Raw genomic sequence first — 18207 nt, 5'->3', positions numbered from 1 at the left:
GCTTTTCGGGTTCACAGTGCCGTTCCTTCCAAGGGTTCAAGACCTTCCCCGGCTTGCCGGGACAGACCGGCGGCGAGGACGGATCGGTACGCTTTTTCGGTATCTGCCGCAATACGGTCCCAGGAATAGCGCGAACGGGCGCGCCGCATTCCCGCGCGACCCATCTCGGCACGCAGCGCGGGGTCGGCAAGCAGCCGGCCCACGGCGTCGGCGATTGCTTCCGGGTCCCGCGGCGGGACCTGGAGGCCGGTTTTCTGGTCAACCACCGTTTCGCGCAAACCCCCGACGGCGGCAGCCACCACGGGTACGCCGCTCGCCATGGCCTCCAGCGGCACGATGCCGAAGGGCTCGTACCAGGGCGTGCAGATGACGGCATCCGCGCTGCGGAGGATGCCTGGCATGGTGTCGCGGGGGACTTGGCCGCGCATGGTCACTTTGTCCTCGACGCCAAGTTCCTTGGTCAGCGCGCGGAGGCGTTGGGCTTCCGGGTCCTCCTCGAGGGTCAGGGCGTCACCGGAACCACCGACGACCAGGAGTTCGACGTCGTCGAAGCCGGCCTGCTCCAGCAGCGGCAATGACTGGATCACCAGGTCCACTCCCTTGCGCGGCACGAGCCGTCCGACGCTGAGGATCCGGTGGGTGCGTGGTTTGGCCTCGGGCTCGGCAGTCCCGTCGAAGAGTGTTAGGTCCACTCCGCAGGGAGCGATGGAAACCTTGGACTTGTTGATGCCCAGCGCCTTCAGCTCGAAGACCTCGTCCGGGCAGGTGGCGATGACCCAATCAGCGGTCCGTCCCACCCACGGCTCAAGCCACGCCCTGGCAGGCGGGCTGGTGTCCGCGGCTCCCTGGTGCCGGCGCTTCACCGAGCCCAGGGCGTGGAAGGTTTGCACCACGGGAACCGGATCAGCGGCACCGGCACGCCGGGCAGCCTGGACTGCGGCCAGGCCGGACATCCAGAAGTGTGCATGGATCACATCCGGCACGTCACCCGCCCAATCGGCGCAGATCCCGTCGGCGAGCGCGCCCATATAGGGGAGGAGTTGGTCCTTGGGGATGTGCGTTGCGGGGCCGGCATCGATGTGGACAACCGTGAGCCCCGGCGAGACCTGCACCTTTGCAGGCAAATCCGGGTTGTCGCGGCGGGTGTACACGGTGACGTGGTGTCCCCGCTCGGCAAGGCTCGACGAAAGTGCCGCCACGTGGACGTTCTGTCCGCCAGCGTCCACTCCTCCCAGGGCTGCCAACGGACTGGCGTGCTCGGAAACCATGGAGATCTTCATGGGTGTGTCCTCTCTGCATCATGGCCAAGGGGGAACGGCTGGCGTTCCAGGTGCACCGTGCCCAGGTCCCCAAGGACCTCGTCCCAGGCACGGTGGAACTTGGCTAGCCCGTAACGTTCCAGGGCTGCCTCGCGGGCCAACAACCCCATGGCGTAGGCGTCGTCGGGATCGTCGAGGAGCCTCCGGGCGAAGCTTTGGAGCTCCTCGATATTGGTGGAAACCAGCCCGGCGCCGCGTGGGACCGCACGGTATGCCTCGGTGGTTCCCAACGCCAGCACCGGCATGCCCAGATGCATCGCTTCCAGGAGCGCCAGTCCAAGGGAAGTCCAGCGGAGCGGGTGCAGATACAGCCGGCAGCGGGAAAGCTGGGCAGGGAGCCCGGAGGCCGGAACATCCCCGGCAATCCTGAGCCGTTCTTCGCTGAGTCCGAAGCCCTTCAGGTTCAGAGCCTCCGGCAGGCCCTGGGTACCCATCCCGAAAACGCGCAGCGGGCCCACTCCGGCGAAGCCCGGGAGGAGGTCCGTGCCCGTTACACGGCCCCTCCTCACGGGCTCGTTTACCACGACGCCCATCTCCTCAAGGTCCCCCGTGTAGAGGTGGCCGGGGTCCGGGATGCCGTGTTCGATCACCACTGTGCTGGCCGAGCCGGTGTCCCAGAACAGCTGGTTGAAGTAGGTCACGTGGACCACAGGGATGGTGCTCTGGTCCGCCATGGGATGGATCGTGAACGGCACCTCCCCTTTCGGGGTGTTGTGCTCCAGGTAGACCGCAGGCAGGTCCACGCCCGGCCTGCGTCCCAGCGTCCGGGCAACTGCAGCTATCTCCTCCGGGCGTTGCAGCACCACGGCGTCGATGCTGTCCGGGTCGAGCGTCGCCAGATCCACTTCAACCGCGTTGGCCGGCCAGTCACGGCCGCCGCGCCCCAGTCCCCACGGACCGCCGTCGGGCTCCACCGGCAGGAGGTATTCATGCTGTCCGCGGACGAAGGCCTCCATCCATCCACCGTGGACATGCCACACCAGGATTCTCATGGCTTCCACACCTTTCGTCGCGTGGCCAGGGAAGAGACACCGCCGAGCAGGCGTTCGACGGCTTCGAGGACCTGCTCCGGCGTGACGGAGCTCAGGCAGGGATGGCCCGGGACGGGACACGTGCGGGCGCGCGTGTTCTTGCAGGCCGCCTCCTGGTCGCCGAGCAACTCCAGCGGAACCCCGTAGGGCGCCCAGCGGATGGCCGGGACGACAGGTGAAAACAGGCACACCACCGGAGTTCCCACCGCTGCGGCCAGGTGCGCCGGTCCTGTGTTGCCGGTAACCACGACGGCGGCTCCCTGCAGTACCGCTGCGAGCGTGCGAAGGTTGGTCTTGCCTCCGAGGTTGTGCGCGGAAGGTCCTGCCACCGTGGCAGTCAGGGAGGTCTCGCCGGGTCCTCCCGTCACCACCACCTTGTGCCCGTAGGCTTCGAGCAGCTCAACCGTGGCCGCGTGGTGCAGGGCAGGCCAAGCCCGGGCTGGAACGGCCGCCCCGGGGTGGACCACAATGTAGGGCCCTTCTTCCGCCAGTTCATCAACCAGCTCATCGGAGGCGGTTTTGACGCGGAGTTTGCCGTCGTCGCCCTGTGGCAGGACAAAACCCGCGGCTTCGGCGATACCCAGGGCACGGATGGCTTCGGGCTGGTCCTCCGGAAAGTCCTCTCCCGGTTTCAAGCGGACGTCCAGCAACGAGCCTGCGTAGTCTGTGGAGACACCGGTGATCTTCCGGACACCCGCCAGGCGCAGCAGCATGGCCAGCGGAAGCGGCGATTGGTGGAAGGACGTAAGGATTACGGCTTCCTCGATCCGGGAGTTGCGGACGTAGTCGATCAGGCCGTTCGTGAGGCCTTCGGTGACAGGCGGGGCAGGGTTGACGATCCAAGGACATGCCCAGGTGTGGACCTCCGTAACGCCCGGGAGCATCTCGGCCGCACCCGTGCCTTCGGGGCCGCACAGCAACACCACGTCATTGGGCCGGCTGCCATCCGGCCTGGTTCCGTTCGCAACCGCACGCAGTGCAGGCCCGGAAACGAGGACGTCGCCCATGCTGTCCAAGCGGGCCACCAGGACGCGGCTCATGCAAGCGCACCATTCTGCGCGGCGTTCAACGGCACTGGGTTCAAAAAGGCCCGGTTCAACGGCTCGGCGTTCAAGGAGGCCCGGTCCAACGGCAGTCCGTTGAGCAACAACTCCACCGCATGCCAGAGGTCGTTGGCCACCACGTCCGCGGCTTCGATTTCCTCCTCGCGGGTCACCGGCGTCGGTACCAGTATTGCGCGGGCTCCTGCGGCCTTCGCGGCACCCATGTCAGCACCGATATCGCCAACCACAGCCACTTCGGAGGGGTGGAGGCCCAAGGCATCGCAGGCCCTGTGGATCATCCCCGGCGCGGGCTTGCGGCAGTCGCAGCCATCCTCCGTGCCATGCGGGCATATCTCCCACACGTCGAAGGGCCCCAAGAGCTCATCCACACGCTGGTTCACGGCGTGCACTTGATCGAGCGTCAACAGCCCCCGGGCAACTCCGGATTGGTTACTGACCACACCTGTCGCCAATCCTGCCTGGCGCACTTTCGCCACAGCCGAACGGGCGCTCTCCATGGGCCGTACCAGTCGCGGGTCACCGTTGTAAGGCACGTCAACGACGAGCGTTCCATCGCGGTCAAACAGGACCGCTTTCAACGTTCCGGTTCCTCCCATACCGGCAACGTTCCCAACTTCTCCTCGGCCTAAACAGCGCGGCGAGGAGAAGTTTCCTGCCGCTAGACTCCTAGCGGGAGGCCACTTTGAACATTGCCGAAAACAACGATCAACCCGTCCTGCTCGCCCTCCGGGCCCTGAAACTCGGGGATTTACTGGTTGCGGTTCCGGCCCTGCGCGGGCTGCGAAAGGCATTCCCGGACCACCGCATCCTCTACGCCGCACCCACGTGGATCGGCGAGGCCTTGGAGCTCGTGGGCGGCATCGACCACCTGCCAACACCCGGACTGGATGATCCCCTCACCATCGCTTCCGGGGTGGTGGATGTGGCCGTGAACCTGCACGGAAACGGGGCCGAGAGCCGGCAACGGATCGAGGAACTCCAGGCCAAACGCATCGTTGCGCACCGCTCCCCCGGACTCGACGGACCCGCGTGGACCACCGGGCTTCCGGAGCGGGAGCGGTGGACCAGGCTGCTCAACTGGCACGGCATCGACGCCGATCCGCTCGACTACCGGCTCAACAAGCCGGCCGTACCTTCCCCTCACCCCGGCGCCACGGTAATCCACGTGGGAGCGGCCTACGGCAGCAGGCTTTGGCCGGTGGACCGCTTCGCGGACGTGGCCGTGGAGCTCACCAGGGCAGGACACGATGTGGTGTTCACCGGAGGCACGTCGGAGCGTGAACGCGCCGAGCGAACGGCCGCTTTGGCAAAGGCCAAGGGAGCAAACCTCGACGCCGGTGTACTGGCCGGGCGGCAAGGGCTCGCCGAATTTGCCGCGACCATTGCTGAGGCACGGCTTGTGGTCTCAGCGGACACCGGCGCAGCCCATTTGGCCTCCGCCTACGCGCGTCCCTCCGTGGTCCTGTTCGGCCCCGCGCCCGCCGAGGAGTGGGGTCCGCCGCCTGGACCGCACGTGGTGCTGACCGCCGTCGAACTTCGCCGCGGTGATGTTTTCGCGGCCGATCCCGACCCCGCAATCCTCGCCGTTACCGTCCAGGACGTGTTGGACGCGGTTGAAGGGCTTGGCTGCTGAACAATCGCGTGCCTTGTTGGTCGTGTTCTCTTTAGCTGTGGCCCGTACCATCCTGGAGGTGGGCCTGGCCGTCCAGCAGTTGTGTCTGCAGGGCTACCAGGATCTTGGACAGCTTCCTGGAGACCTGCATCTGCGACATCCCCAGCGCCTCGGCGATGGTTGACTGCGTTTCTTCGCGGTAATACCGGCGGTACAGCAGGTGGCGGTCCTCTGCGCTAAGCGTGCGGATGGCGTTCCGCAGGGCCAGGACGTCCTCGAGTTTGTCTGTCGGGCAGCCGATGCTGGACAGCGACCCCTGCAGCCCGTCCCTGCCCTCACCGGCGGGTGCGTCCAAGGAGTCCGGCCGTTTGCTGGTGCCTGCCATGAGGGCTTCGCGTACTTGGCAGGGCTCCATGCGCAGGTCCTCGGCAACTTCTTCCGGTGATGGAGTGCGCTGCAGGGCCTGCGTCATTTCCTCTGTCCTGGCCAGCACCTGACGACGCATGTCCTGGATGGGACGGGGCGGGCGGACCACCCAGCAGTGGTCGCGCAGGTACCTCTTGACCTCGCCTGCAATGGTGGGTGCGGCGTAGGCCGGGAAGCTGACGCCTTTTTCCTCGTCGTAGCCGCGGGCGGCCTTGATCAGTCCCATGTAGGCAACTTGCCGCACGTCGTCGAGGTCATGGGTGTGGGCGGAATACCTGGCGGCGATGGACTTTGCCAGGTTCAGGTGGTCCAGTACCAGCCCGTCCTGGAAGCTCTGCCGGATGGTGCTTTCCGGCGAATGCGTCGGGTACGGAGCGTGGAGTGGTCGGGCTTGTCGCATGGGCTTCAATCCTTAGACCTTCGGGTAAGAGGGGTGAGCCCACGGCAAGACTCCTTAAAAAGAGAAGCATACTTATCATTAGCTTTCAACGGGTCTCCGGTACTAGTCTCGAAGAGTAGCTTCGTCCAGTGATCGGAGGTCCGCGTGGAAGATCAGCAACAAGCGGAGCCACATGTGGTAGCAGCGGAAATACAGGACCTGCTCCTCGACAACCCTGACGTCGAGGCATTCCTCACCGAGCTGGCCCGCCACTCGGTGGCCATGTTCAGCAAGCCCGGAGCCCAGGTCTTTTGCGGCGTAACCATGCTCCGGCACCGCTCAGCGGCCACCGCCGCAAGCAGCGGTGAACGCGCGCTCCTGCTCGATGAACTGCAGTATCAATTCGACGACGGGCCATGCCTGACCGCTGCGCGGGAGGGGGTCCAGGTACACATTCCCGACATTGAGAAGGACAATACGTGGCCCGAATACGGCCGGGTGGCCTCGGAGCAAGGGATTCGCTCTATCCTTGCCCTGCCGTTCCCCCTCTCCGATGACAGCGCCAAGGCCGGCCTGAATCTCTATTCGGAGCGTCCCCACAGTTTTGACCAGGCGGCCGTGCAGCGCGGAACGGACTATGTACAGCAAGCCTCGAAGGGCCTGCGCCTGGCCGTCATGATTGCCCAACACAGCCAAACGGCAGCGAACCTCCGCGCGGCCATGGCTTCACGCACCGTCATCGACATCGCAACGGGCATTGTCATCGCCCAGAACCGATGCAGCCAGGCCGAAGCCGTGGAACTCATCAAGAAGGCCTCCAGCAACCGCAACGTCAAGCTCCGCGAGGTTGCCCAGGCCATTGTTGACCACGCCGGAGGTGGCCCCATAGCCACACACTTCAAGTAAGGGGTTTTTTCCCATGCAAACCGTTACCAAAGCCGTTGAGGTTGAGGTTCCCGTATCCGTGGCCTACAACCAGTGGACCCAGTTCGAAAAGTTTCCCGAGTTCATGTCCGGGGTGGAGAACGTCCGGCAAATCGACGACACCACACTGCATTTCTCCACGAAAGTGGGCGGCGTGAAGCGCGAATACGACGCCCGGATCACCGAGCAGGTCCCCGATACAGTCATCCGCTGGGAGAGCACCGATGCGCCCCGCAACGCCGGCGCCGTGCGCTTCGACAACCTTGGCCCCGCACACTGCGGCGTGAGCGTGACCCTTGAGTGGGAGCCGGAAGGACTTCTCGAAAAGGCCGGTGCAGCCCTCTCGGCGGACGAGATGCAAGTGGCCGCGGACCTCGAAAAGTTCAAGGAATTCATCGAGGGCCGCGGCAGCGAAACGGGTGGCTGGCGGGGCGAAGTAGGCTGACTGCCCGTCCGCCCAGGGTTACAGTCGGCCCGGGGTTACAGCAGTCCGCGCAAAACCAAGGCCGCGCCGTCGTCGAGCACTGATGCGGTGACCTCGTCCGCCACGGCGAGCACCTCATCCGGGGCTTGGCCCATGGCCACGCCCCGGCCTGCCCACGTGAGCATCTCGATGTCGTTCCGGCCGTCCCCGATCGCCAAGGTGTTGTCCGGGTCGGTGCCAAGCTGCAGGCGAAGCGCCTCCAGGGCGCTTGCCTTGGTGACGCCCTCGGCCGCGATGTCCAGCCAGGCCGTCCAGCCCACCGAGTACGTCACGCCGGACAGGCCCACGTGGCGGATGGCGGCATTGAACTCCTCCGAGGTGTTCTCGCTGCTGAACACCACCACGCGCACGGCCGTGGAGTCCAGCATGGTCTGGAAGTCCACGCCGATGGATTCCACACCGAAGCTGGCATCCTGGAACCGCTCGGTCGAGAGGAAGTTCCCTTCCTCATCCTCCAAGGCGTACTTGGCGTTGGGCAGGCGTTCGCGCAGTGCCCTCAGGGCGGGAGCGGGATCGAACGTCGCTTTGTGGATGATCTCGTAACCCTGCTCCAGGTTGGGGTCCAGCCGTAGGGTGACGCCGCCGTTGCAGCACACCGCATAGCCGCGCTCAAGGCCGATCTGTTCGATGATGGGCAGGGTCGCATTGAGCGAGCGTCCAGTGGCGATCATGACGTTGTGGCCGTCGGCTACGACTCCCTGCGCAGCCTCCCGGACAGCCGGCGACATGTGGCCGTCGTGATCCACGAGCGTGCCGTCCACGTCCAGGGCGATCATGAGTTTCTTGTTGTCATTTGGCTGGTCATCGATGCCAGCAACTGGAGTATCAGTCAAAATAGTCATGCTTCCAGTACAACAGACGCCCCTGACAAGCGACTAGGACCGGCGCCACAGCAACGGCTTAACGCCTGGTGAACACTGGCTCCAACTTTGCACCCACCCGCTTTGCACCCACCCGCGGACAATTCACCTGCGCGTGCACGGGTGAATTGTCCAGAACGCGGTGCTTTCTTCGGACGCTTTCCACATAGCTCCCTTGGGCCCGGACCTCGTGGCTTGGGCATGGCAACAGTGGTTCATGGACAACATGAACGAATTCATCGTGGCTTCCCGGTACGGGTTGGAATCCGGCTCGGTACGGGAGCTGAGCCGCCGGTACAAGAAAGGCGAACTCGTCAGGGTTCGCAAGGGAATCTACGTGGACAAGCAACATTGGCTCGGCCTCAAGCCCTGGGATCGATACGCCGCGACTGCCCGGGCCGTAGCCGCAGAGAACCCATCCGCAGCGTTCTGCTTTGAAACGGCTGCGCTCTTTTGGGGCCTCCACATAGTTGGTGTGCCTTCGCACATCCACCTTGCCACGGCGTCGCGTGGCCACTGCGGGACCAGAAGCCCGAGCACCACCGCGGCCGTGGGACCCTCCGGAAGCACCGGACTGGAGAGGATCCGGACCTATGGCACCTACCGGCACTACTACCCCACCAGCACTGTCTCCCTCCGTGGATTGCAGGTCACCGACCTTCCGCAAACGACAGTAAATGTCCTGGCCAGAGGGCCATTCACCAAGGGAGTTGTCTTGGCCGATCATGCGATCAGCGCGAAGAGGTTTCCTACACTGGCGACGAGCAAAGACGCACTTGCAAGAGCCGCCGAAAGCCTGGCTTCCAAGGCCAAAAGGCAGCGGGTCAACGCAATCATTGGCTTCGCTGACATAAATTCCGGATCTGCGGGTGAATCACTCAGCCGTGCCCAGATGCACTTGTTGGGCTTTCCCCTTCCGGAGTTGCAGTGCGAATTCCACGATGCGCTGGGTTTCGTTGCCCGAACGGACTTTTTCTGGCGGGACCAGGGAATAATTGGGGAGTTCGACGGCGACGCAAAGTACCTGAAGGACGAGTACCTGCGCGGCCAAAGTGCACGGGAAGCCGTACTCGCGGAGAAGAAACGTGAGGACAGGCTGCGCGCCATGGGCTTCAGGGTGGTGCGCTGGGACTGGGCTACGGCAAACGACCCGGCCAAGCTCGGCGCAAAACTCTTGGCGGCCGGGCTCAGGCCACAAAACACCCCCAAACGGACAATTCACCCCCGCGTGCGAGGGTGAATTGTCCGTTGGGCGGTGTGTAGCAGCTACAGGACCGGGAGGACCTCAAGGCCACCCAGGTACTTCTGCAGGGCCTTCGGCACATTCACGGATCCGTCGGCGTTCTGGTGGTGCTCAAGGAGGGCTACGATCCAGCGGGTCGTCGCGAGCGTACCGTTCAGCGTTGCCACTGCACGGGTGCCCTTGGCTACGCCTTCCTCGTTGACCACGCGTTCGCGGATGTTCAGGCGGCGGGCCTGGAAGGTGGTGCAGTTGGACGTGGAGGTGAGCTCGCGGTAGGCGTTTTGCGTGGGGACCCAGGCTTCGCAGTCGAACTTGCGGGCGGCGGACATGCCGAGGTCACCGGCCGCGGTGTCAATAACGCGGTAGGGAAGCTCGCACTTTGCCAGCATCTCCTCTTCCCAGGCAAGCAGGCGCTCGTGCTCAGCAGCAGCCTCTTCAACAGTGGTGTAGATAAACATCTCCACCTTGTTGAACTGGTGCACGCGGATGATGCCGCGGGTGTCCTTGCCGTGCGAGCCCGCCTCGCGGCGGTAGCAGGAGCTCTGGCCGGCGTAGCGGATGGGGCCGGCGGAGAGGTCCAGGATCTCGTCTGCGTGGTAGCCGGCGAGGGCCACCTCGGAGGTTCCCACAAGGTAAAGGTCGTCCTCGGCGAGGCGGTAGATCTCGGCGTCGTGCTTTACATCGAAACCGGTGCCCTGCATGGTCTCGGGACGCACCAAAGTGGGGGTGATCATGGGAACGAAGCCGGCTTCGATGGCTTGGTCCATGGCCATCTGCAGGAGCGCCATCTCCAAACGGGCACCCACGCCGCGCAGGAAGTAGAAGCGCGCACCGGAGACCTTGGCGCCGCGCTCCATGTCGATCGCGCCGATCAGTTCGCCGATCTCGAGGTGGTCCTTGGGCTCAAAGTCGGTGAACTCGCGCGGAGTGCCCACGGTCTTGACCACAACAAAGTCGTCCTCGCCGCCCTCGGGGACGCCGTCCACCACCAGGTTGGGGATGATGCGCAGCAGTTCATCCTGCTTGGCCTGCGCGGCGTCTGCTTCGGCGGAGGCTGCCTTCACGGAGTTGGCGAGTTCCTTGACCTCGGCCAGCAGGGCCTGCTTCTCCTCGCCCTTGGCCTGTGCCACCTTCTTGCCGAAAGCGTTCTGCTCGGCGCGGAGGGTTTCGTAGCGGATCAGGGCCGCGCGGCGGTCGGAGTCTGCGGAGATGATCGCGTCCACAACGGACTCGTCGGCGCCACGGGCGCGCTGGCTTGCACGGAACTTGTCCGGGTTTTCGCTGAGGTCTTTTACGTCGATCACCACACAAGAGTATCGAATAGGCCACGATTCCCCGCCCCGCGAAGCCCAATGGGCAACCGCGGGAAAACGGCGCTGCCGGGGACGATAGTGTTGGAGCACAATGAGCGACTGGATCTGGTGGGTGATTCTCGCTGGGGGCGTGGCATTTGCCGTCTCCAGTTGGTGGGGCGTGCGGCGCTTGAAAGCCCGGCACATCAGGAGTGCCGTAGCGGACGATCCCCACAAGCCGGATCCAGGCCACCAGAAGGTCGCGGTGGTCCTCAATCCCGTGAAGAACAAGTCGGCTGAGACGCGCCAGGCGATCATTGATGCCTGCGAGCTTGCCGGCTGGGACGCGCCGACGTTTTACGAAACCACCCCCGAGGATCCGGGTTACGGACAGTCGCGCCAGGCACTTGAGTCAAGGGCCGACGTCGTTCTCGCGTGCGGCGGCGACGGAACCGTGCGGGTGGTGGCTGAGTCACTGGCGCACAAGGGCGTGGCCATGGGCCTGATTCCGTTGGGGACCGGAAACCTTCTGGCGCGGAACGTCGAACTGGACGTCAACGACATCGCCGACTGCATCCAGGTGGCCCTCTTCGGTCACCAGCGCTACATAGATACAGCCACCATGGGCATTGAGAACAACATCACCGGGGAGTCCTCCACCCACACCTTCCTGGTCATCGCCGGCATGGGGCTGGACGCCGAAGTGGTCGGCGATACCAAAGAGGACCTCAAGAAAACCGTTGGCTGGCTCGCCTACACGGAGGCCGGCGTCCGGCACCTGCCTGGACGGCGGAAACGCGTCACCATCACCATGGACGACGACTCGGAACAGTCACGGAAGATCCGTAGTGTCCTCTTTGCCAACTGCGGCCTCATCCCCGGCGGCATCGACTTCATTCCGCAGGCCATGATCGACGACGGCATGCTGGACATCGTGGTGATGAGCCCGCGCAGCGCCGTCGGCTGGATTGCCATGTACACGAAGGTCCTTTTCAAGCACAACCGGAACCTGCCGGTGATGAACTTCTACCGTTCGCGGAAGGTCGCCATCCGGAGCCAGGAACCTATGGCAACACAGCTCGACGGCGATCCGTCCGGCGAGGCAACAGAAGTCACCGTCCAGGTACAGCCGGGTTCGCTGTTGGTGCGGGTACCAAAGGCCGCCCTTTAGATAGCGCCTTTGTCCGGCTCCGCGGCATTGCGATCAGCTTCCTCAGCGGCCGCCTTGGCTGCAGCACGCGCCTCGGCCTGCTCGCGGATCATGGCCTGTTCTTCTTCAAAACGCAGTCGATCCGCGCGATCGGCTTCGTCACCGTCCCAATCGTCCTTGTTGTCACCGGTGGGCTTGGGATTCACAATCATGCCCTGGCCTTCTTGGTCATCGCGGTGTGCTGTCATGACCACTCCCTTCGTTTGGGCATTCGTCCATCGTCTATGGATCAAGCAAGCATACGCACAGTTACTGCACCGCGAAAGGGGCTTGAAGCGTCAATAATTCCGCTGGAATCGGGGACGGCCGAACAAACAATCAGCCCTTCAGGATTGACTCGACCCAGGCGTGCGCCGAGGCAAAAGACGCGTCCGAGGTGTGCGGAGCAACCACTGCAGGCTGCTTGTCGGCACGGGCGTAGGAGCCCAAAAAGCGGGTGCCCGGGCTGATCCTGTGCAGCCCGGCCAAAGCGTCCGCAACGCGGGAATCGGACACGTGGCCATCGGCGTCGATACTGAAGAAGTAGTGGCCCAGGTACTGTCCGGTGGGGCGGGATTCGATCCTGCTGAGGTTAACTCCGCGGGAGGCGAACTGGTCCAGGATCGCCATCAATGCGCCGGGGTGGTCTTCGGGCAGCGGAACAACCACGGTGGTCTTGTCGGCCCCGGTTCGTTCCGGCAATGCGCCAGGGCGGCTCACCAGGATGAAGCGCGTCACGGCGTCCGGGTTGTCGCCGATGTTTTCCGCCAGTACGTTCAGGCCAGGCTGTTCAGCCGCCACCAATGGCGCGCAGATGGCGGCGTCGTAGTGGGCGTCGTCCTCCAGGAGTCCCATGGCAGCGGCAGCCGTCGAGGAGCCCGGAACATAGTCCGCATGGGGAATATGTTCGTCCACCCACAGGCGGCACTGTGCCCAGGCGTGGCCGTGGGTGGAGATCCGCTTGATCCGGGAAAGTTCGACGCCGGGCCTCGCCACGAGCACAAACGTGATGGGAACAAGGGCCTCACGGATGATTCGGAGCTCCGGACCTGTGGCGATGGCGTCCAGCGTTGCGGTGACGCCACCCTCCACCGAGTTCTCTATCGGAACCATGGCAGCGTCAGCCGCACCGCTACGGACACGTTCCAAGGCGGTGTTGACGTTGGTACACGGAACCCGGGTGGCTTCGCCCGCACCGGGTACCTGCAGGAGCGCTGCCTCGGTAAAGGTACCCTCGGGGCCGAGGAAGGTGTACGTGGGTACTGCCATGGATATATTCCTTGCGTGGTATTAGAGGACGACCGGCTTGAGGCCGTTGTCCGAGACCATGGGTTTCCCGGCTTCGAACCACATGTCCATGCCGCCTCCAACGTTGACGGCGGAGTAACCCTGCGCCACGAGCCACTGCACCACGCGGAACGAACGTCCACCCGTGCGGCAAATAACGAACAGGTCGTCATCCGGGTCCAGCTCTTCCAGGCGGGCCGGAAGTTGGTCCATGGGAATGTGGCGGGCACCCTCGGCGTGGCCGGCTACCCACTCATAGTCCTCGCGGACATCCAAAATGCTGGCACCGGCAGGGATGTCGCCCACCGGCACGGTTTCGAAGTCGCTCATTGGCAGTCCCTTCCATCGGTTCACGAGTCACCAAACAGCCTAGTCCCCGCAGCCCCCGCCGCGCCCGCCACGTGGGCTTTGCTTGCATGCACCGGCCTTCGCGCGAAGACTTGTCCCAACTACCCGCAGAGGCGATAAGGAGCGGACGCATGGCTGCTGGCCAACCAACGATTCTTGCGACGTCCGGCGGATACAAACCGGGCAGCCGGTCGCGGATCGAGTTCGATGCCCTGCTGCATTACGCGGTGGAACTGTCCGGAGCAAGCGGCCGCGCCCCGAAGGTGGCCCACATCGGGACCGCCGGCGGTGACCAGCGCTGGTGGGCCGCGGAGGTGGACCAGGCCGCGCGCATCGCCGGATTCGACCTGGGCCATCTCAACCTCTTCACCATGCCCAACGTCGAGGACCCCGAGGCTTACCTGCTGGAGCAGGACGTGGTGTGGGTCAATGGCGGTTCGGTGGTGAACCTGCTGGCCGTCTGGCGCGCCCACGGACTGGACCGGATACTCCGGAAGGTGTGGGAAAGCGGTGTGGTCCTGGCCGGCGTCTCAGCGGGATCCATCTGCTGGTTCAAGGGCGGCGTCACCGATTCTTTCGGGCCTGACTTGAAGCCGGTCACAAATTCCCTGGGCTTCCTCCCGTACCACAACGGGGTCCATTTCGACTCGGAACTCCGGCGACGGCCCACGGTCCACAAGCTGGTGGCCAACGGCACGCTCGGTGAGACACACTGCACGGACGACGGCGTGGGGTTGGTTTACCGGGGCACGGAACTGGTGGAAGTGGTTTCCTCCGTGAAGAACAAGGCCGCATTCCGTGTCACGGCGGGTGCGGGAGAGAGCGTGGACGCGGTGGCCGTCGAGGAACGGTTGGAGTCGCGTTTCCTTGGTTGATTCCCTCGCAATCCAGCATCCGGAAATCGGGCAGCTGAGTGCGGTGGAACTCCGCGATGCCTTGGCCGGCGGAGAACTCCCGGCACGTGAAGCCACTGCCCACTTCCTCTCGGTCATTGAGTCCCGCAACAAACACCTGGGCGCGTTCATCACGGTCACCGCCGAACAAGCCATGTCCGACGCCGCCGCAGCGGACCTCCGCTATGTCCGCCGCGGCCGCAAGGAACTGCCCTTTCTCCACGGGATACCCCTCGCCTTCAAGGACCTCACGGATGTGGCCGGGGTACCCACCACCCATGGCAGCGCGGCCTTGGAGCACAAGCCTGCGCCCGAGGACGGCGCACTCGCGGCCTCCCTGAAGGCCCAGGGCGTCGTCTCGCTTGGCAAGACCCAGGTCCCGGAATTCGGGCTCACCGCCTACAGCGAAAACCGCGTGGCACCGCCGTCGCGCAATCCGTATTCCCTGGCCCGCAGTTCCGGCGGCTCGTCCGGCGGCAGCGCAGCCGCCGTGGCGGCCGGGATGATCCCGTTTGCACCAGGAACCGACGGCGGCGGCTCCATCCGCATCCCCGCGGGCGCGTGCGGACTGGTCGGATTGAAGCCGGGACGCGGACTGGTTCCCTCGGGCGACAGCGCCGGGGACGCCGCAAAGCTGGTGGTAGCGGGCCCGCTCGCCAGGAACGCCGCCGATGCCGCGTTACTGCTGGACGCTTTGGTTCCTGCCCGGGACAAGCCCGACGGCGGCTACCTCGCCAATGTCGGGCGGGCGCCGGAACCCCTGCGCATCGGAGTGAGCTTGGACAGCCCGTGGGCAAGCACCTACCCTTTCGAGGTGGAAGCCGAGGCGCTGGATGCCTTGAACCACGGCCGAACCCTCCTCGAGCAAGCCGGACATAAGGTGGGCGAAGCGGACATCCGCTACGACAACCGCTACCCCCAGGCGTTCACCACAGCCTGGACTGCCAGCGTCGGGAGCGCCCGGATAGCACCCCAACGGGAGGCTCTCCTGACCCCGCTGACCCGTACGTTCCGGCGTCGTGCCCAACAGCGGAGTGCCGCGAAATTGAACGAGGCCCTTGGATTCCTCCGGCAGTTCCAACAGGACACCATTGCCCAATACTCGCAGTGGGACGTCATCCTCACGCCTACGTTGGCGCAGACGCCGCGGCCCATCGGCTGGTTCACGGGCGGCGGGCACAGCACCGAGCAGTGGCCGGGCGAGTGGGCCGGAGACGCGGACGAAGACTACAAACGGCAATGCGAATACGCCCCCTGGAGTTCCATGGTGAACGTTTGCGGGCTGCCCGCTGTCAGTGTCCCGGTGCACACCACCGAGGGCGGCCTGCCGATGGGAATCCAACTCATCGGCAGCATGGGTTCTGAGCTGCGGCTTCTCCAACTTGCGGCGGTCCTGGAGGCCGCGTAGACCGGATGTCTAGCATATGGAATGCAGTTGCCTGGGGCATTGGTCGATGTGACAATGCCCGCAGTCAGTGCCAGCATTGAGGAAATGAGCACACCCCAAACCACGGCGCCGCCTGCCAAAACCACGGGCGATACGTCATTCTTCGGCCACCCAAAGATGTTGGCCAGCCTTTTCTCCGTGGAAATGTGGGAGCGATTCTCCTTCTACGGCATGCAGGGAATCCTGCTTTACTACATGTACTTCACGGCGGACCAAGGTGGCCTGTCCATCGATAAGGGCCTCGCCGCCGGGCTTGTCGGCGCATACGGCGGCGGCGTCTACCTTTCCACCATCCTGGGCGCGTGGCTCGCCGACCGCCTGTTCGGCTCCGAGAAGGTGCTGTTCGGCGCCGCCATCATGATCATGACGGGGCACATCGCCCTGGCCCTGATTCCCGGCATTCCCGGACTGATCGCGGGCTTGGTTTTGGTGGGCGTCGGCTCCGGCGGTTTGAAGGCGAACGCCACCGCGCTGGTTGGCACGCTGTATGGGGAGAAGGACGAACGCCGCGACGCCGGCTTCTCCATCTTCTACATGGGCATCAACATCGGCGGCCTCATCGGCCCGTTGGTCACCGGCTGGCTGCAGGAAAGCAACGGCTTCCACTGGGGCTTCGGCGCGGCAGCGGTGGGCATGGCGATCGGCTTGGTCATCTACGCCTTCGGCCGGAAGCGCCTGCCTGAGGAAGCCCACCGTGTTCCGAACCCCCTGCCCGCCAAGGACCGGACCAAGTACGGCCTGATCTTCCTGGGCATCCTCGCGGTGATCGGAGTGCTTCTGGGTACGGGGATCGTCAACGCGGACAACCTCGCGCGCAGCATGGCGTACGCGGCCATCGGCGCCTCGATGATCTACCTGTTCCTGATCTTCCGCAGCCCGCTGGTTTCAGGCCTGGAACGCAAGCGCGTGCTCGCGTTCATCCCGCTGTACATTGCTTCGGCAGCGTTCTGGGCACTCTTCCAGCAGCAGTTCACCTTCATTGCCGTGTACTCGGAGGAGAAGCTGGACCGGAACCTGTTCGGTTGGGAAATGCCCGCCGCCTGGGTGCAGTCCATCAACCCGGTGTTCATCATCATCTTCGCCGGTGTCATGGCCGCCTTGTGGACCAAGCTGGGCTCCCGTCAGCCGAGTTCGCCCTTCAAGTTCGCAATGGGCCTGTTCATCATGGGCCTTGCGTTCCTGGCCTTCATTCCGCTGGCTGGCGACGGCAAGACCCCGCTGCTGGCACTCGTGGGCATCCTGTTCCTCTTTACCCTCGCTGAATTGTGCCTCTCCCCCATCGGCCTTTCCGTGAGCACCAAGTTGGCGCCGAAGGCCTTCCATACCCAGATGGTGGCCCTGTTCTTCCTGTCGGTCTCGCTGGGTACCACGTTGGCCGGCATCCTCGCGGGCCTCTACAACCCGGACAACGAGCTGCCGTACTTCCTCGGCATTGGCGGTGTGGCAGTGGTTCTCGCTGTGGCACTTGCGGCGGCAACTCCGGCAATCAAGAAGCTGATGGCGGGCGTGCGGTAGCACCCGCTTAACGACGACGGCGGCCCTCGGCTCCGGTGGGATTCCCACCCGGGGCGAGGGCCGCCGTCGTTTGCGTTTTAGTAGTTGTAGCGGCTCGAGGCGCCCAGCGCCGCGAAGAAAATAATCCCGAAAATCACGGTCAGGACCACGCCGATGTATCCCATCACGAGGCCGGCAATAGCCATGCCTTTACCTGCCGGCTCGCGGTTCAGCGCAAGGTGCCCCAGGATGACTGCCGCAATCTGGGGCAGGATGAAGAACCCGAAGCCCACCAGGGTGGCAATACCGCAAATCATGCTCGCGATGCTCAAACCCTTGGGCTGCGAGGGCATGGCGTAGTAGGCAGGCTGGCCATAGGGGTTGGTCTGCGCGTACGGCGAAGGCTGTTGGTACGGGCTTGGCTGGCTGTAGGGCGACGGCGGCTGCTGGCTGTAGTCACCGGGCGTGTACGAGCTCGCCGGCGGCGCTGGCTGAGTGTAGAAGTCGCTCTGGCCCTGCGCGTTCTGCGTGTAGGCGCCCTGGTCATATGGCGGGAGCGGTTGGGTAGCACCGGCGGGAGCGGTTGCTTCGTACGACGGCGGCGGCGGTACGGAACCGCTCTGGGAAGGCGCACTGAATTCGGCCGGCGGAACGTACTGCGGCGGTTCGTAGCCTGCGGGTTTGTCTTCGTTGCCCTTGGCTGGTTGCTCTGACATAGGTATCCCCCTGTGATTGGTCTTTGATCCCCAGACTACAACCGCCGGATGCGGCGCATAAGTAGCGTGCCATTACGGCGCTGTAACCGCGTCCATCTGTGACTCACACCTCGCCGGCCCGTGACGGGATTCATGCATATGCATGGAATATGAGCGAGCCGCACACGGTTGTCCCTAATAGCGACATAAGCAGCGCTAT

19 protein-coding genes are annotated in these 18207 nt (G+C 64.5%); 8 read left to right on the top strand and 11 right to left on the bottom strand.

Annotated features, from left to right (window positions below; genetic code table 11):
• Positions 1 to 11: 11 nt before the first annotated feature.
• Genes ACIPY2_RS13610 through ACIPY2_RS13595 form a run of 4 tightly spaced genes read right to left on the bottom strand, consistent with a single transcriptional unit; the run spans position 12 to position 4010 of the window.
• Positions 12 to 1280, bottom strand: a complete 1269-nt coding sequence (locus tag ACIPY2_RS13610) for a glycosyltransferase (protein ID WP_400266907.1) — start codon at positions 1278 to 1280, stop codon at positions 12 to 14.
• Positions 1277 to 2311 carry a glycosyltransferase gene (locus ACIPY2_RS13605; protein ID WP_400266906.1) on the bottom strand — a complete coding sequence of 345 codons (1035 nt, stop codon included), beginning with the start codon at positions 2309 to 2311 and terminating at the stop codon, positions 1277 to 1279. The genes ACIPY2_RS13610 and ACIPY2_RS13605 overlap by 4 nt, the downstream gene beginning before the upstream one ends.
• Complete coding sequence (locus tag ACIPY2_RS13600; protein ID WP_400266905.1) at positions 2308 to 3390, bottom strand: glycosyltransferase family 9 protein; 1083 nt, start codon at positions 3388 to 3390, stop codon at positions 2308 to 2310. The genes ACIPY2_RS13605 and ACIPY2_RS13600 overlap by 4 nt, the downstream gene beginning before the upstream one ends.
• Entirely contained in the window at positions 3387 to 4010 is a 624-nt protein-coding gene (locus ACIPY2_RS13595; protein ID WP_400266904.1) for a D-glycero-alpha-D-manno-heptose-1,7-bisphosphate 7-phosphatase, read from the bottom strand. The genes ACIPY2_RS13600 and ACIPY2_RS13595 overlap by 4 nt, the downstream gene beginning before the upstream one ends.
• Before the next feature lie 86 nt (positions 4011 to 4096).
• Between ACIPY2_RS13595 and ACIPY2_RS13590 the strand changes: the two genes are divergently transcribed.
• Entirely contained in the window at positions 4097 to 5047 is a 951-nt protein-coding gene (locus tag ACIPY2_RS13590; protein WP_400266903.1) for a glycosyltransferase family 9 protein, read from the top strand.
• 31 nt (positions 5048 to 5078) lie between these two features.
• Here the strand turns inward: ACIPY2_RS13590 and ACIPY2_RS13585 are convergent, their stop codons facing one another.
• A complete protein-coding gene (locus tag ACIPY2_RS13585) occupies positions 5079 to 5852 on the bottom strand; it encodes a sigma-70 family RNA polymerase sigma factor (protein ID WP_400266902.1) in 774 nt (257 codons plus the stop codon).
• Positions 5853 to 5996: 144 nt separating this feature from the next.
• On the opposite strand from ACIPY2_RS13585, the gene ACIPY2_RS13580 reads away from it, so the two are divergent.
• Both ACIPY2_RS13580 and ACIPY2_RS13575 read left to right on the top strand, forming a co-directional pair.
• Entirely contained in the window at positions 5997 to 6737 is a 741-nt protein-coding gene (locus ACIPY2_RS13580) for a GAF and ANTAR domain-containing protein (protein WP_400266901.1), read from the top strand.
• Positions 6738 to 6750: 13 nt separating this feature from the next.
• Positions 6751 to 7200: an SRPBCC family protein gene (locus tag ACIPY2_RS13575; protein WP_400266900.1), complete on the top strand. Its 450-nt coding sequence runs from the start codon at positions 6751 to 6753 to the stop codon at positions 7198 to 7200.
• A 35-nt stretch (positions 7201 to 7235) separates the two neighbouring features.
• On the opposite strand, the gene ACIPY2_RS13570 is transcribed toward ACIPY2_RS13575, so the two are convergent.
• A complete protein-coding gene (locus ACIPY2_RS13570; protein WP_400266899.1) occupies positions 7236 to 8081 on the bottom strand; it encodes an HAD family hydrolase in 846 nt (281 codons plus the stop codon).
• A gap of 160 nt (positions 8082 to 8241) precedes the next feature.
• On the opposite strand from ACIPY2_RS13570, the gene ACIPY2_RS13565 reads away from it, so the two are divergent.
• On the top strand, positions 8242 to 9339 hold the full coding sequence (locus tag ACIPY2_RS13565; RefSeq protein ID WP_400266898.1) for a hypothetical protein: 1098 nt from the start codon (positions 8242 to 8244) through the stop codon (positions 9337 to 9339).
• A gap of 26 nt (positions 9340 to 9365) precedes the next feature.
• On the opposite strand, the gene serS is transcribed toward ACIPY2_RS13565, so the two are convergent.
• Positions 9366 to 10646, bottom strand: a complete 1281-nt coding sequence (serS, locus tag ACIPY2_RS13560) for a serine--tRNA ligase (protein ID WP_400266897.1) — start codon at positions 10644 to 10646, stop codon at positions 9366 to 9368.
• A 100-nt stretch (positions 10647 to 10746) separates the two neighbouring features.
• On the opposite strand from serS, the gene ACIPY2_RS13555 reads away from it, so the two are divergent.
• Positions 10747 to 11805 (top strand): diacylglycerol/lipid kinase family protein, encoded by a 1059-nt coding sequence (locus ACIPY2_RS13555; protein ID WP_400266896.1) that lies wholly within the window; start codon positions 10747 to 10749, stop codon positions 11803 to 11805.
• Here ACIPY2_RS13555 and ACIPY2_RS13550 read toward each other — a convergent pair.
• From ACIPY2_RS13550 to ACIPY2_RS13540, 3 genes are all read right to left on the bottom strand, one after another.
• The gene (locus ACIPY2_RS13550) at positions 11802 to 12032 is read right to left on the bottom strand and encodes a hypothetical protein (RefSeq protein ID WP_400266895.1); all 231 of its coding nucleotides are present in this window, start codon (positions 12030 to 12032) and stop codon (positions 11802 to 11804) included. The two genes, ACIPY2_RS13555 and ACIPY2_RS13550, sit on opposite strands and share 4 nt — an antisense overlap.
• A gap of 130 nt (positions 12033 to 12162) precedes the next feature.
• Positions 12163 to 13092, bottom strand: a complete 930-nt coding sequence (gene pheA / locus ACIPY2_RS13545; RefSeq protein WP_400266894.1) for a prephenate dehydratase — start codon at positions 13090 to 13092, stop codon at positions 12163 to 12165.
• Positions 13093 to 13113: 21 nt separating this feature from the next.
• The gene (locus ACIPY2_RS13540) at positions 13114 to 13440 is read right to left on the bottom strand and encodes a rhodanese-like domain-containing protein (protein ID WP_400266893.1); all 327 of its coding nucleotides are present in this window, start codon (positions 13438 to 13440) and stop codon (positions 13114 to 13116) included.
• A gap of 149 nt (positions 13441 to 13589) precedes the next feature.
• Here ACIPY2_RS13540 and ACIPY2_RS13535 point away from each other — a divergent pair, with 149 nt between their 5' ends.
• From ACIPY2_RS13535 to ACIPY2_RS13525, 3 genes are read left to right on the top strand one after another with little or no spacing between them, the layout of a single operon-like run.
• Entirely contained in the window at positions 13590 to 14333 is a 744-nt protein-coding gene (locus ACIPY2_RS13535) for a Type 1 glutamine amidotransferase-like domain-containing protein (protein WP_400266892.1), read from the top strand.
• Positions 14326 to 15759 carry an amidase gene (locus ACIPY2_RS13530; RefSeq protein WP_400266891.1) on the top strand — a complete coding sequence of 478 codons (1434 nt, stop codon included), beginning with the start codon at positions 14326 to 14328 and terminating at the stop codon, positions 15757 to 15759. The genes ACIPY2_RS13535 and ACIPY2_RS13530 overlap by 8 nt, the downstream gene beginning before the upstream one ends.
• Before the next feature lie 54 nt (positions 15760 to 15813).
• Complete coding sequence (locus tag ACIPY2_RS13525; RefSeq protein ID WP_400266946.1) at positions 15814 to 17313, top strand: peptide MFS transporter; 1500 nt, start codon at positions 15814 to 15816, stop codon at positions 17311 to 17313.
• Between the two features lie 77 nt (positions 17314 to 17390).
• Here the strand turns inward: ACIPY2_RS13525 and ACIPY2_RS13520 are convergent, their stop codons facing one another.
• On the bottom strand, positions 17391 to 18008 hold the full coding sequence (locus ACIPY2_RS13520; RefSeq protein WP_400266890.1) for a DUF4190 domain-containing protein: 618 nt from the start codon (positions 18006 to 18008) through the stop codon (positions 17391 to 17393).
• Positions 18009 to 18207: the final 199 nt, after the last annotated feature.

It is taken from the genome of Paenarthrobacter sp. NPDC089675 (assembly GCF_044749185.1).
Taxonomy (GTDB): domain Bacteria; phylum Actinomycetota; class Actinomycetes; order Actinomycetales; family Micrococcaceae; genus Arthrobacter.
Note: the sequence above shows the minus strand (reverse complement) of the source record. Positions and strands in the feature narration are given on the sequence as shown.

Excerpts from the sequence above, each read along its gene's own strand:
- ACIPY2_RS13610 (WP_400266907.1), bottom strand. The coding sequence starts at position 1,280 with ATGAAGATCTCCATGGTTTCCGAGCACGCCAGTCCGTTGGCAGCCCTG.
- ACIPY2_RS13605 (WP_400266906.1), bottom strand. The coding sequence starts at position 2,311 with ATGAGAATCCTGGTGTGGCATGTCCACGGTGGATGGATGGAGGCCTTC.
- ACIPY2_RS13600 (WP_400266905.1), bottom strand. The coding sequence starts at position 3,390 with ATGAGCCGCGTCCTGGTGGCCCGCTTGGACAGCATGGGCGACGTCCTC.
- ACIPY2_RS13595 (WP_400266904.1), bottom strand. The coding sequence starts at position 4,010 with ATGGGAGGAACCGGAACGTTGAAAGCGGTCCTGTTTGACCGCGATGGA.
- ACIPY2_RS13585 (WP_400266902.1), bottom strand. The coding sequence starts at position 5,852 with ATGCGACAAGCCCGACCACTCCACGCTCCGTACCCGACGCATTCGCCG.
- ACIPY2_RS13575 (WP_400266900.1), top strand. The coding sequence starts at position 6,751 with ATGCAAACCGTTACCAAAGCCGTTGAGGTTGAGGTTCCCGTATCCGTG.
- ACIPY2_RS13570 (WP_400266899.1), bottom strand. The coding sequence starts at position 8,081 with ATGACTATTTTGACTGATACTCCAGTTGCTGGCATCGATGACCAGCCA.
- ACIPY2_RS13555 (WP_400266896.1), top strand. The coding sequence starts at position 10,747 with ATGAGCGACTGGATCTGGTGGGTGATTCTCGCTGGGGGCGTGGCATTT.
- ACIPY2_RS13550 (WP_400266895.1), bottom strand. The coding sequence starts at position 12,032 with ATGACAGCACACCGCGATGACCAAGAAGGCCAGGGCATGATTGTGAAT.
- pheA (WP_400266894.1), bottom strand. The coding sequence starts at position 13,092 with ATGGCAGTACCCACGTACACCTTCCTCGGCCCCGAGGGTACCTTTACC.
- ACIPY2_RS13540 (WP_400266893.1), bottom strand. The coding sequence starts at position 13,440 with ATGAGCGACTTCGAAACCGTGCCGGTGGGCGACATCCCTGCCGGTGCC.
- ACIPY2_RS13535 (WP_400266892.1), top strand. The coding sequence starts at position 13,590 with ATGGCTGCTGGCCAACCAACGATTCTTGCGACGTCCGGCGGATACAAA.
- ACIPY2_RS13525 (WP_400266946.1), top strand. The coding sequence starts at position 15,814 with ATGCCCGCAGTCAGTGCCAGCATTGAGGAAATGAGCACACCCCAAACC.
- ACIPY2_RS13520 (WP_400266890.1), bottom strand. The coding sequence starts at position 18,008 with ATGTCAGAGCAACCAGCCAAGGGCAACGAAGACAAACCCGCAGGCTAC.